An 11,885-nucleotide genomic window follows, 5' to 3' on the forward strand; every position below is an offset into this window, starting at 1 on the left:
ACATACCCCGTTTATTACAAATTGCTTGCATGAAATTTTCATAAGTATATAGCATAAATTACATACAAGCATATAAAAATGGTGCGTTACATCATACATATTGTATCATGCAACGCACCATATGCGAATAACTCTATCTATTTATTAGTATGTTCTTAAAAATACACACTTACAATTCAAGACTATTCATAATGTAATGCATCAATTGGATTAAGTTTTGCCGCCTTGCGAGCTGGATAAATACCAAAGATCAAACCAATTGCCATAGAGAAGGCAAAAGACATTACAATAGTTGGTATAGATATAACTGTACTCATGCCTGAAGCCATACCAATTAACTTAGAGGCCCCTATACCGAGTGCAATACCTATGATGCCCCCCATCAGACTGATAACAACAGCCTCGATAAGGAACTGTGTAACAATGACATTATAGGTCGCCCCTAAAGCCTTACGAACACCGATTTCCCGAGTCCGTTCTGTTACCGACACGAGCATGATATTCATAATGCCAATACCACCAACAACGAGCGAGATAGCAGCTACAGCGCCAAGGAATAATGTTAATGTTCCTGTAGTTTCCTCCATAGTTTCCATGATGGAGTTCATGTTCTGAATATTGAAATCATCGAGGTTTGTATCCTTAATACCATGACGTACGCGCAATAGGTTTTCAATATCAGATTGCAAACGATCAATACCGTTTTCATCCTTACCTACTACGTAAATCATACGGAGATAATCAACACCTTCTACCCGTTCCATGGCTGTAGTATACGGAATAATTACCATATCATCTTGGTCATTACCCATTGCACCACTGCCCTTACTATTAAGAACACCAATGATACGGAACGGAATATTTTTAACACGAATTTCTGCACCTACTGGATCTTCATCACCAAATAGATTTTTAACGACTGTTTTACCTACTACTGCCACACGTTCGCGATTCTGTACATTCTTTTCAGATAAGAAGCGCCCAGATTTCATAGACCAGTTATTAACATCTAAATAATTAGCATTAACACCAGATACTGAGGTAGTCCAGTTTTTATTTTGATAAATAACCACATAAGAGCCATTTGTCATTGGACTGGCAGCTTTCACACCATCTAATTTTGAAATAGCTTCGTAATCAGAAACCTTTAAGGACTTCATAGAGCCTGCAGAAGGTCGAACCCCTGGTGTGCGTGGTGCCCCAGGCATAACCATTAATAAATTAGATCCTAAGCTAGAGATGGAGTTTTGAATATCTTGCTTTACACCATTACCAATAGATACTAAGGCAATTACGGCAGCTACACCGATGATGATGCCTAACATGGTTAAAATGGAACGCATTTTATTAGCAATGAGGGATGCCCATGCCATTAAGAAACTCTCTTTATACAAGTGGCACCTCCTGTACAGGCGTCATATTGAGATTTTGGGAATCCTCAACAATCAAACCATCACGTAATACTACATTACGACTTGCATAGGTTGCAATTTCAGGTTCATGAGTAACGAGGATGATTGTACGCCCTTCATCGTAAAGACCTCTAAATATATTCATAACATCAATAGTCGACTTGGAGTCAAGGTTACCTGTCGGTTCATCGGCCATGATGATAGCCGGATTATTCGCTAACGCGCGAGCTATGGCTACACGTTGACGCTGACCACCAGATAACTCAGATGGCAAGTGATCCATACGATCCCCAAGGCCAACAGAGGATAACAATGCAGCAGCACGTTCATTACGTGACTTTTTATCCATCCCTGCATAAATCATAGGGAGCGCCACATTCTCTAAGGCTGTCAATTTTGTTAATAAGTTAAAACTTTGGAATACAAAGCCTATTTGTTTGTTTCGTACAAATGCCAATTCATCGTCTGATAAGGTAGCAACCTCATCACCATTAAGACGATACGAACCTGTTGTTGGTCTATCTAAACAACCAAGTATGTTCATAAAGGTAGACTTACCAGAACCAGATGGACCCATAATAGACACAAATTCGCCTTTATTGACCTGTAAATCGATACCATGCAGAACAGGCACCGATAATTTACCATTTACATAGGTCTTCGTAATCCCTTGTATATCGATTACTGCTTGATTCATATTCACCTACTATTAGAATGGTCCACGGCTATTATTCTTAGGTGCTGTTACATCACCACTTACGATGATTTCATCACCTTCAGATAAACCTTTTAGAATTTGTACATTAGTATCACCAGTTACACCTGTAGAAACAGCTGTACGTACTGGTTGACCATCTTTAATAACATATACATATTCCCCTTGCTTATCTGTACGTACTGCAGTAAGAGGTACTACCAATGTATTTTTAATATCTTCACCAAAGATAGTTGCACGAGCCGTCATAGATGGTAAGAAATTGTTTGAAATATTTTCAGGAATTTGAACTTTTACGGTATAGTACACAACGCTATTGCTTGTAGCGCCCATATTGCCTTTTGTACCTTTTGCAATTTCAGACACGTAACCTGTGAAAGTTTCACCTGGCTTAGAGTCTACTGTAAATTCTACTTTAGCTCCTTGTTTGATACTACCAATATCTGTTTCATCTACAGTTAGGTAAATTTCTAAATCACTTAAATCTGCAATCGTAGCGATAATCATTTGTGTAGAAATACCAGTACTGATAGTTTGACCAGCTTTCAATGGTGTACCAATAACAGTACCAGACATTGGCGCCGTAATAGTAGCATCATTTAAATCTGCTGCTGCGCGGTCATACGTAGATTTTGCGCGTTCATAAGCTGTTACAGAATCATCATAGGTTTGTTGAGCAATGGCATTTTGATCGGCTAATGCTTTATAACGGTTCATATCAAGTTCTGCCTTAGCTAATGCAGCGCGAGCATCATCTGCAGAGGCTTGTAATTGACGTGTATCAATATAGGCAATCACTTGACCAGCTGTAACTTGATCATTCTCTTTAACTAAAACTTTTTCAAGTTTACCAGCCACATTCGTAGAAACGTCTACATAATTAACAGGGTTAATAGTACCCGTAGCACTAATGCTCGTTTTTACATCACCCTTTTCTACCTTGCCAGTAGTATATAAGTTTTGTGTTTGCTTAGAACCTTCACTATGCATGTAGTAGTATGTACCACCACCAAGAACACAAAGAACAACAGCACCAGCAATAATGCGTTTACGATGCTTTTGTAAGAATTCTTTCATTATAATCTCCTTATAAAAAGATGAAGATATTGCCAATAAAGTATCCATTTATGATGATACTATTAGTATTTTTAAATTATACAGTACCAATTACTTTTATGCAATATAATTTCATTAATGAATAAATCATGATAAAAAGAAAATGACCCTTTCGGGTCACTTTTAAATCGTCTTAACTACTCAATATAGATAGTAGTGTATAGTCCTTTTCATTAATTGGGAATTCTAGACGTTCAGCCTCTTGATAGGATATAGGACGAATATGTCCATCTATATAGCCTACTAATCGATTATCCACACTACTCATCAAAAGATTGATACAAGCTTCACTCATACGAGCCGCTAAAATAGCATCAAACGCAGATGGACCGCCACCGCGTTGTAAATACCCCAATACGGTTAAGCTCGGATCAAATTCCGTATGATCCTTAATATAGGATTTAACTTCCCCACTATTATAAGCACCTTCTGCAACGAGTATCACACTATATTCTTTACCACGAATCTGTGTCTCCTTTAAATGGCGACATACCTCATGTAAAGGCATAGGATTTTCAGGAACTAATACGATTTCTGCACCACAGGCTAGGCCAGCTTTAAGTGCAATATGACCAGCTTTACGCCCCATTACCTCTACAATGGCTACACGCTCATGAGAGTTAGACGTATCACGAATACGACCAACCGCATCAACTACAGTATTGAGCGCCGTATCAAAGCCTATTGTATATTGAGTACCACCCATATCATTATCAATGGTACAAGGAATAGTCATGGTGGACATACCAAGTTTTGCCAAACTTGTAGCGCCACGCATGGAACCATCACCACCGATAACGATGAGATGATCTATACCATGAGCCTTTAAAATATTATAGGCCTTTTTCTGAACCTCTTCATTTTGGAATTCTGGAAATCGAGCTGTTTTTAGCATCGTTCCACCTTGAGTAATAATGCCTCCTACAGAGCGGTTTGATAATGGAATAAATTGCTCTTCCATTATGCCTAAATAGCCACGCTCAACGCCGAACACTTCAAAACCTTCATGGATTGCTTTTCTAGTTAGCGCTCTGATGGCGGCGTTCATGCCAGGTGCGTCTCCGCCGCTTGTTAGTATTGCGACTCTTCTCATATCCATTCCCCCTTTGTGGTGTATGTTGTTTGGATATAGCTTCTGACTTACGTCCTTTACCTGTCTGATTAGATGTCTTCTTGTTACGATGTTTATCACAGCAAGATGTAGTAGATACTACCTTATTAGATACTACCTTATTAGAACCTAATGTATGAGAAGTTCGTTTATGAGCTTCTATTTTCTTAGGTATTCTTCCATCATTTGTATTTCTAGTAACAGAATTATTTAGTTTTAGTTCTTGAGATGATTCTTTATCATCTCCATTGTCCATATCATTGGGTTGACGTCTTGCTTTAAATTGCACCCCTGAAGCAACTAATTCATCTTCAATACGTTGCATAAAATCATAGGTCCGACCATTTGTTGTATCTAGTACAAAATCACACTGCTTATATACTGGTTTCCAGGATTGTATCATAGCGTGTACAAAAGCATGTACATTATTGTAATCCATAGTTGGCCGCTTCCCAATTCGGCGATTTACACGGCTCACAATACGAAATTGTGCAGCGCGAATACCAATAATATATGAGTATTTTTTTAATACTTTTAACGTGCGATGTTCAATAGGAAAATTACCACCTACAGATATAACCGCTTCATGGTATAAGCATACCTTTTTAAGTACATCCATTTCAGCACGACGGAATGCTTTTTCTCCAATTTTCTTGAATATTTCAGCAATAGGCAACCCAAAACGACCTTCTAATACGCGATCAGTATCTACAAATTGCCATCCCTTGCGTTCTGCAAGATTACGACCGAAATGACTTTTGCCACTTCCCATAGAACCGATGAGCATAATATTGCGTTTTATTATCATCTATTCATGTGCCCCTTATTATTTCATATCCTTCATTGTACTATAAAATGCTACAAAAACAAAGACAGACTATAGACTAACTCTCTATAATCTGTCTCTATTAGTATTACTAAAAATAATTTATATGTTAAGACCTCATAATTGGTTTCACTGCACAATGTACATATACTACATTTCCTTTCCGTTCTATGTCCTCTATTTCTATACGGCGTGAAGGTTCTTTCTCATCAACAGTATTTATCCAGTTTATAAGGCGTTCTGTACTCCCTAATAAAGTTAACTCTAATACACCTTCATGCTCATCAGTACTAACAATCATTAATGGTTCTCCTTGCAAAGAATCAAAAACACTTGTATTAGAACTCGTGTTAGATACCTTATTTTGCGTAAATGACTCTAACAATTTGGCTTCCTTAGATACGATATAATCTGATTCAGCATGCAGTTTAATAACATAGTTTTCTTGTCGCTCTTTCAATTGAGTAACTTTCTGATTTAAACTAATAAATCCATATAGTGAACTACTAATGATGATGCTCCACACTATTACGATCATTAGTATCTTCTCTACTGGATGTGTTGTGCTCTCCTTTAGATCCTTCCACATGGAATGTATATATACCTTTATCTGCTTTAACTGTTCCATGACACTCCATTCCTATTAGTCTGTGTTGAAGACTAGCTATAAACTTACGACACGCGTCATCAGTAACACCTGCACCATCCACACTAATCTGTCCATCTTTTATATGGAGGTGCTGCAAACTAATACCTTGCTCCATAGCTATATCAATGACATATAGGACTATAGTATTTTGAATCACAGATGATGTATTATTTTTTGAACTATTCTTAAGAATTTGATCTTTAATAGCTATTATATCTGCATACTGTTTCTCTATAGACTGATACTGTGGATTTTCTAATAGACTCAATAGTTCTGATTTTTCAGCTTTATAATGTTCGTAACTAGTCCAGCAATAACCTAAAGATAATAATCCTACTATTCCGTATACAATACTCATTCCATATAGATAATATCGATATCTGTGCCATATACTATGCCAATGTAACGAACGAGGCATTAGATTAATGTGTCTATCCTTACCAGCCCAAGCCAATCCATTTAAGCCCCCTTGCTGCCATACCAATGGCCACATCCCAATCTAGTTGGCCTTGTTTACACCGATTACGACCACGACCTAAAAATAGTAGAGGAATATACTCCGTCTCTCCATATATAGAAATAATAGCTTCCATATCCTTTCGTTCCTCTTCAGTTAACTGTTCTAAACCATACAGCTTAATGCCTTGTATTTCATCTACGCCAAACTCCTGCAATCTAGCCTCAAGCTGTTCTATCCCTTCTGATACATCGGTACTAGTAATTGGAATTCTACATTCTTGAATACATATATCGTTCCACCATAGCCATAAGTGTAAATCACCCTTTTCAACAACGCCAGTTACAGTCCCACTACGCCGCATCAAACTGTAACAAATAGGGATAGGCCAAAAATCGATTACATCTACTGGAGCATAAGTGTCTCGTATTCCTTGTTTTAACAGTTCTAATGAATGACGCTCTACAGCTACCATAAACATATGATAATTATGTCTTGGATATTCTCGACGACACGCATCCATTTGGAAGCTATCTCCATCAAAGCTAAAGTAATCCTCTACATTCCACTTGATGAACTCTTTCATATCAAAGTCGTGAGGATCATAAGGTGCCACATGCATTTGTGTATCAATATTTGCAACAATGCTGTAGGCACCATCATCTAAATCATACATTTCAATAAATTTTCGAATATCCTCATCAATAGGTGCACTGCGTTTCATTTCTAGTGCATCGGTAATGACCATAGTTTTATTTTCTACATGAGCTGTAACACATACAATACGTTCATCTGTAATACATACTCCAGTATGTATTTTCTTTTTTCGTTTCATAGATTCACCTCAATATGGTTTCACCTTTATAACATGCATATTATTATCCTTATCTACCGTCACATACATATGTATTCGACTGACAATTTTGTGACGCTTCAATTTCCCATAACTCATAACATGACGAGGGCTTTCTGATACTGGGTCAGCTTCAATCGTTATTTCCACGTCCGCATCATCAGCTACTATTAGCTTTTGCTGAAAGTCCCATGTATTTCCCGCTCTACAATAGCCTACAAACCAATGTGCTCCACTTTGAGCTGCATAGTGTGCCTCTTCCAAATGCAATTCATCTATGGCATTACCTTCACAAATTTGACCAATACGCAGCCCCATAAAGGCTAACAATAATAAAAAAGACATTGTAAGTATCGCTACATATGTAATAAATCCAGCATTATGGGCTCCCATGTTCATGACTCGGTTCCTCATGATATTTATACCAATCATATATACTACTTTGACCTATAGCAACTTCATATATAGCTAATCCTCCATATCCAGCAGTATATTGCTTATCACCAGTAAATCGATTAGTAATATACCAACGCATGTGGATAGTTTCACTTTCATCTATACTAAATGGATGCTCTTGTGTATACCCAACATTTCGCTTGTCTTTTGTACCTATAATGCGGCTACCACTAACCGGCTGCAAGCTACCATCCGTAAGTTTTCTATACAGTGCATGGCGTTGTACAGTTAGTGTAGTCCGTTTAGTATCGTGAACACATAAAGTCTTATTTCTATCCTCTACAGTTACCTGTACAGGATTCCATATAATTTGAGCTACAACCATACGCCTTGTATACCTGCCATCCTCCATCATCGCAACACTATCTATTAATTTTGCATTCCACATAACTCCGTAAAAAACTATCCCTAATAATAAGGTTAGAACGATAGTAGAAATAGTTATACTCATAAGTGTGGAATACAAAATAAAACCACTTTGTTTATCATGAGTACTCAACGTATTTCCTCCAAAAAAAGAGATAAGCTATACACAATAGTTTCATTATCTATGGCCTGTACAGTTAATCGTTGTAGGGCAATGCCATTCTCTACGGTTGGTTCTATGTGTGTTTTATAAGAAATAGATTCCCTAGGGCTCATAATAAATTGAGAATTATAACTCCCTTCTTGAATGTGACCTGTTTTGTAATACTGGGACTTACTTTCCTCTAAATATGTTACAGTGTCTTGTACTATATAATCCCAATAATAAGCCTTATAGATTGTCAAGGTAGCCATCCAAAATACAGATAATATAACAGGCAATATAAACATAATAATGGCTGTTGATACTAAGGCATCTCCATACATAAATCCCTTAGTGTACTTCTTCCCAACGAATACGTCCCGTCTGCACAGATATCCATATACGATTTCTCTCACCACTTTCTCGATCCCGTAAAATAAGTTCCGTTCCATCATAAGGCAATCCTAGAGAAGAAAAAGAGATAACCGTTAAAGGTTGTACGTTTTCAATCCCTGTAGGTAACGATATATCGACTGTATGATGATGCGCATCCTCCTCTAAGCTATAGCTATCTTTATTTAATATGAATAACATGCGCCCTTTCCCATTCGACTTATGACCAAGCATGGACCAAAGTTGAACCTTTTTTAACATATATACCACTTCTTGAGTACTTCCATTTAAGGTATAACGACTGGGCGTCGTAACAATAGGCAAAGACAGAGAAATCAAAAGTAAAAATAAACTAATAGCAATAATCCACTCGGCTAACAAAGAGCCAAACTGATGATGTATAGGTTGTGCCTTAACCATTGATATAACACCTCCATGTAGGATCCGCCATGTAAGGCACACCAAGCACCAAAGCATAGAAAGGGACCAAATGGAATATATCGATTACGATAGCTCGTTAGTAAGAGATAGAGAGAACCAACACAAAAGGCTACGTAAAAAAAGCATATAATCTCCCAAGGCGTAAGCCACACGGAAATAGCAGAAAACCATTTCACATCGCCTAGTCCAAAACCTTTATGACTAATAAGACGAAGTCCATATGTAATAGTACCTACAGTCATAACACTTATGATTGTTATAAGCATAGACTTATCATTTAGAAAGCTATACAAAATGCCACCTATAACAAGCACTAAGGCCCCTTCATCAGGTAATATATAGTAATGCATATCGATGGTAGCACCTGCTATGATGATGAGTGAAAACACAGCATACAAAGCAACGTGAATAAATGATATTACCTGGGATGAAACTATAATAGGTAGTACTATGGATGCTATATACACGATCAGTGCTATAACATAATGAGTCCCTTTCATACCTTGTCCTTCCATACAATCAACTATAGATATAAGTTACGTTAAGGTGCATCAGGTGCTTTAACTACAACTGCTTTTGCAGTACCGCCATTAACCACTTCATAAGTAATGGTATATTCCTTATCCTTTGCAGTCTTAACATGTTCTGTAAGATAACCTTCTTTATATAGATTTTCTACAGTTGGTGGTGTATCTACATTCTTGTCGATCATAAAAGGTTATATCTTATTAATTTATTTCAAATTTCAAAATACGTTGTAATAATCAAAGTTTTATATCGTGGTTTAGTTAAACCAATAACAGAAAACACCATATTTCAAAATCAGTTTTTGACGAATTTTTGACGGCAATAAAAAAGAGGGTAGCAATTACGCTACCCTCAATTTGTTTATATAGTTCTATTTTCAACTGTCAACTAACAGTTGATTGTTGCAAGCCGTGCAACTCGGAGATAGATTAGATCACCATTCCTTTACTGTGTAAAGTACACTACCGCCCTCTAAATGTTGACCGTTGAAATGTGTTAGCACTTCAACTTTACCTGCTTGATAGCCTATGGTTTCATAGGCTTTTTTATCTATCAAAGTAACACCAGCTTTTATCTTGTGTCCTTTGTTTAGATTTATCTTATATACATCGACTTTCTGTTCTTCTGTGTTAGCAACTACGGCTGTCCTGTCAGATTTTTCTATTGCTGCTTTAGGTAAGTTAGGGTTGCTATGTGCAATATCCTGTTTAACCTTTTCTGCAGCTTTTTCAACTGTAGGTGCTTGCGTGTAATAAGTCGCTACAGGTTGAGTTCTTTCCTTAACGGAAATAACTTCTTGTGCTTGTTGTTCCGTTACATGAATTGCCTTTGATAGTTCCTTTGGAGATTTGGCTTGTTGTTGAGTTATCACAACAGGCTTTTCAATCTGTTTCTGTTTATACAGATGATAGCATCCTATACACACTAACATAAATACCAACATAGGAATTAGCACCTGTGCGGTGCGTTTATGTGTTTTTATATAAGTTAGTACCTTAGATAAATAAAACATTCATCTATGCCCCCTCTACCTCTTCCATTAGCATTTTTAAAGCCTTAAACTTTTCATCAGCAAATCGATTATTTAGACTTTCACGTAACACACTACTATTCCATTCAAGGCTCATGCACGTATCATAGATGCCAGCGATTAGGTCATAATCAAACCGCTTATCATCAATGTAGGATAGGTTTGGTAATTCAATGTCTAATGCCTTTTCCATTAGTTTTAATGCATCGTTGAACATATTAACGATTTCACCAGTACCATATTGTACCGCTCTGCTCCACACTACATCTTTTAATGCATTAGAATGTTTATCTACATTAAACATATTTTGTCTTAGGTATTCACACGCTACATCATAGTAAGCACTTTTAATATAGTCATGTTGCATCTGTTCAAAACCTACCGCATCAAGTGTACCTAATTCTTGCCACTTTGTAATAAAACCATCAGAATTGATTTCACCGCTATCAATCAAGGCTCTTGCGTAGTCCTTATAAAAGCCATCTTGCTTTAAACCCCAACCAAGAAACGCATCAACGCTACCACAATTACTTGCTAGTTGATACGTACCATAAGAGATACCGCCAGCATCATTGATGCCACTAGATACACACGCTGGATCTCCATTACTTTCGTATTCAGCACTCAACTGTCCTAATTCAGCCATTCTAATCACTCCTTTTCATTGTCATTGCTGCCCCCATTTGTATGTTGGGAGCGTTTAGAACCACTAGCAGCACCGATATAACCACCAAGCACACCAACTATTACACTCGCCAAGTCTTTTTGTTCAAGATAAATAGTCATGATTAGTGCAGTCGCTAGTGCCACTAAGGTTATAGCGTCCTCATAATGAATTTTCATTTAATCGCATCCTTTATTGATTTAACTAACGCTATCAATTCTTTAACCAAATTCATCGCACGTTTGAACCATATGCTTTCCACAAATTCTAGTTCAATCATGTTTTCTACAATACTTGCTAACTCAACCATGATAGGTACTAGATATAACAAGGTGGATAGAAATACATCAATTCTACCTAACATCGGAATGTCAACATCTGGCAACGTTAAGAGAATGAACGATAACAGGAATAACCACGGATATGATTTAACCAACTTCTTAGTCATATCTGCCCTTAGCTTTCCACTTACTAGAAATCTATGTATCTTGCCATTTATCTCAACTGGCGCCCAACCTCTCCAAATGATTGCTAGAATAGTATTCTTGATTGTTATTTCTCTATTCGTTGCCAAATTAAAATTGCGTGCCTCAACCAAGACACGCAAGAATGTATCAACAAAAACCAACACAACACTTGTGAATATAGCCAATGATATCCTAACGGCTTCATTCAAATTAAAAACCTCGACCACAAAAGGTGGTGGAAGAAAAACTTCAATCATAC

General features: G+C 37.2%; 18 protein-coding genes. All 18 read right to left on the bottom strand.

Going from position 1 to position 11,885, the window contains the following annotated elements:
* Positions 1–182 precede the first annotated feature (182 nt).
* Complete coding sequence (locus VCHSUH04_RS05780) at positions 183–1,394, bottom strand: ABC transporter permease (protein WP_105085729.1); 1,212 nt, start codon at positions 1,392–1,394, stop codon at positions 183–185.
* Positions 1,387–2,109 (bottom strand): ABC transporter ATP-binding protein, encoded by a 723-nt coding sequence (locus tag VCHSUH04_RS05785; protein ID WP_105085730.1) that lies wholly within the window; start codon positions 2,107–2,109, stop codon positions 1,387–1,389. The genes VCHSUH04_RS05780 and VCHSUH04_RS05785 overlap by 8 nt, the downstream gene beginning before the upstream one ends.
* Before the next feature lie 12 nt (positions 2,110–2,121).
* Complete coding sequence (locus VCHSUH04_RS05790; RefSeq protein ID WP_105085731.1) at positions 2,122–3,204, bottom strand: efflux RND transporter periplasmic adaptor subunit; 1,083 nt, start codon at positions 3,202–3,204, stop codon at positions 2,122–2,124.
* A gap of 172 nt (positions 3,205–3,376) precedes the next feature.
* Positions 3,377–4,291, bottom strand: coding sequence for an ATP-dependent 6-phosphofructokinase (locus VCHSUH04_RS05795; protein ID WP_233188321.1), 915 nt, complete (start codon positions 4,289–4,291; stop codon positions 3,377–3,379).
* Positions 4,263–5,162: a shikimate kinase gene (locus VCHSUH04_RS05800; protein ID WP_105085733.1), complete on the bottom strand. Its 900-nt coding sequence runs from the start codon at positions 5,160–5,162 to the stop codon at positions 4,263–4,265. Before VCHSUH04_RS05800 ends, VCHSUH04_RS05795 begins: the two co-directional genes overlap by 29 nt.
* 127 nt (positions 5,163–5,289) lie before the next feature.
* Complete coding sequence (locus tag VCHSUH04_RS10315; RefSeq protein WP_233188292.1) at positions 5,290–5,718, bottom strand: hypothetical protein; 429 nt, start codon at positions 5,716–5,718, stop codon at positions 5,290–5,292.
* A complete protein-coding gene (locus VCHSUH04_RS05810) occupies positions 5,687–6,283 on the bottom strand; it encodes a fimbrial assembly protein (RefSeq protein ID WP_199176433.1) in 597 nt (198 codons plus the stop codon). Before VCHSUH04_RS05810 ends, VCHSUH04_RS10315 begins: the two co-directional genes overlap by 32 nt.
* The gene (locus VCHSUH04_RS05815) at positions 6,267–7,121 is read right to left on the bottom strand and encodes a hypothetical protein (RefSeq protein ID WP_105085734.1); all 855 of its coding nucleotides are present in this window, start codon (positions 7,119–7,121) and stop codon (positions 6,267–6,269) included. Before VCHSUH04_RS05815 ends, VCHSUH04_RS05810 begins: the two co-directional genes overlap by 17 nt.
* Before the next feature lie 9 nt (positions 7,122–7,130).
* Positions 7,131–7,538: a hypothetical protein gene (locus tag VCHSUH04_RS05820; protein WP_105085735.1), complete on the bottom strand. Its 408-nt coding sequence runs from the start codon at positions 7,536–7,538 to the stop codon at positions 7,131–7,133.
* Complete coding sequence (locus VCHSUH04_RS05825) at positions 7,519–8,094, bottom strand: hypothetical protein (protein WP_369819987.1); 576 nt, start codon at positions 8,092–8,094, stop codon at positions 7,519–7,521. Before VCHSUH04_RS05825 ends, VCHSUH04_RS05820 begins: the two co-directional genes overlap by 20 nt.
* Complete coding sequence (locus VCHSUH04_RS05830) at positions 8,091–8,447, bottom strand: hypothetical protein (RefSeq protein WP_105085736.1); 357 nt, start codon at positions 8,445–8,447, stop codon at positions 8,091–8,093. Before VCHSUH04_RS05830 ends, VCHSUH04_RS05825 begins: the two co-directional genes overlap by 4 nt.
* Positions 8,448–8,454: 7 nt before the next feature.
* Positions 8,455–8,757 carry a hypothetical protein gene (locus VCHSUH04_RS05835; protein ID WP_233188294.1) on the bottom strand — a complete coding sequence of 101 codons (303 nt, stop codon included), beginning with the start codon at positions 8,755–8,757 and terminating at the stop codon, positions 8,455–8,457.
* 113 nt (positions 8,758–8,870) lie between these two features.
* A complete protein-coding gene (locus VCHSUH04_RS05840; protein ID WP_105085738.1) occupies positions 8,871–9,437 on the bottom strand; it encodes an A24 family peptidase in 567 nt (188 codons plus the stop codon).
* Positions 9,438–9,478: 41 nt separating this feature from the next.
* Complete coding sequence (locus tag VCHSUH04_RS05845) at positions 9,479–9,649, bottom strand: hypothetical protein (RefSeq protein WP_233188302.1); 171 nt, start codon at positions 9,647–9,649, stop codon at positions 9,479–9,481.
* 249 nt (positions 9,650–9,898) lie between these two features.
* Positions 9,899–10,336, bottom strand: coding sequence for a hypothetical protein (locus VCHSUH04_RS05850; protein ID WP_233188304.1), 438 nt, complete (start codon positions 10,334–10,336; stop codon positions 9,899–9,901).
* Positions 10,337–10,481: 145 nt separating this feature from the next.
* Positions 10,482–11,141: a hypothetical protein gene (locus VCHSUH04_RS05855; RefSeq protein ID WP_105085739.1), complete on the bottom strand. Its 660-nt coding sequence runs from the start codon at positions 11,139–11,141 to the stop codon at positions 10,482–10,484.
* A 5-nt stretch (positions 11,142–11,146) separates the two neighbouring features.
* Positions 11,147–11,338, bottom strand: a complete 192-nt coding sequence (locus VCHSUH04_RS05860) for a hypothetical protein (RefSeq protein ID WP_105085740.1) — start codon at positions 11,336–11,338, stop codon at positions 11,147–11,149.
* Positions 11,335–11,883, bottom strand: coding sequence for a hypothetical protein (locus tag VCHSUH04_RS05865; RefSeq protein WP_105085741.1), 549 nt, complete (start codon positions 11,881–11,883; stop codon positions 11,335–11,337). Before VCHSUH04_RS05865 ends, VCHSUH04_RS05860 begins: the two co-directional genes overlap by 4 nt.
* Positions 11,884–11,885 lie beyond the last annotated feature (2 nt).

Source organism: Veillonella sp. T14073-2 (genome assembly GCF_002959875.1).
In the GTDB taxonomy this organism is placed as follows: Bacteria; Bacillota; Negativicutes; order Veillonellales; family Veillonellaceae; genus Veillonella; species Veillonella infantium.

Coding starts and splice junctions, on each gene's coding strand:
- VCHSUH04_RS05785 (WP_105085730.1), bottom strand. CDS start 2,109: ATGAATCAAGCAGTAATCGATATACAAGGGATTACGAAGACCTATGTA.
- VCHSUH04_RS05790 (WP_105085731.1), bottom strand. CDS start 3,204: ATGAAAGAATTCTTACAAAAGCATCGTAAACGCATTATTGCTGGTGCT.
- VCHSUH04_RS05795 (WP_233188321.1), bottom strand. CDS start 4,291: ATGAACGCCGCCATCAGAGCGCTAACTAGAAAAGCAATCCATGAAGGT.
- VCHSUH04_RS05800 (WP_105085733.1), bottom strand. CDS start 5,162: ATGATAATAAAACGCAATATTATGCTCATCGGTTCTATGGGAAGTGGC.
- VCHSUH04_RS10315 (WP_233188292.1), bottom strand. CDS start 5,718: ATGATCGTAATAGTGTGGAGCATCATCATTAGTAGTTCACTATATGGA.
- VCHSUH04_RS05815 (WP_105085734.1), bottom strand. CDS start 7,121: ATGAAACGAAAAAAGAAAATACATACTGGAGTATGTATTACAGATGAA.
- VCHSUH04_RS05820 (WP_105085735.1), bottom strand. CDS start 7,538: ATGAACATGGGAGCCCATAATGCTGGATTTATTACATATGTAGCGATA.
- VCHSUH04_RS05830 (WP_105085736.1), bottom strand. CDS start 8,447: ATGTATGGAGATGCCTTAGTATCAACAGCCATTATTATGTTTATATTG.
- VCHSUH04_RS05835 (WP_233188294.1), bottom strand. CDS start 8,757: ATGTTAAAAAAGGTTCAACTTTGGTCCATGCTTGGTCATAAGTCGAAT.
- VCHSUH04_RS05840 (WP_105085738.1), bottom strand. CDS start 9,437: ATGAAAGGGACTCATTATGTTATAGCACTGATCGTGTATATAGCATCC.
- VCHSUH04_RS05845 (WP_233188302.1), bottom strand. CDS start 9,649: ATGATCGACAAGAATGTAGATACACCACCAACTGTAGAAAATCTATAT.
- VCHSUH04_RS05855 (WP_105085739.1), bottom strand. CDS start 11,141: ATGGCTGAATTAGGACAGTTGAGTGCTGAATACGAAAGTAATGGAGAT.
- VCHSUH04_RS05860 (WP_105085740.1), bottom strand. CDS start 11,338: ATGAAAATTCATTATGAGGACGCTATAACCTTAGTGGCACTAGCGACT.
- VCHSUH04_RS05865 (WP_105085741.1), bottom strand. CDS start 11,883: ATGATTGAAGTTTTTCTTCCACCACCTTTTGTGGTCGAGGTTTTTAAT.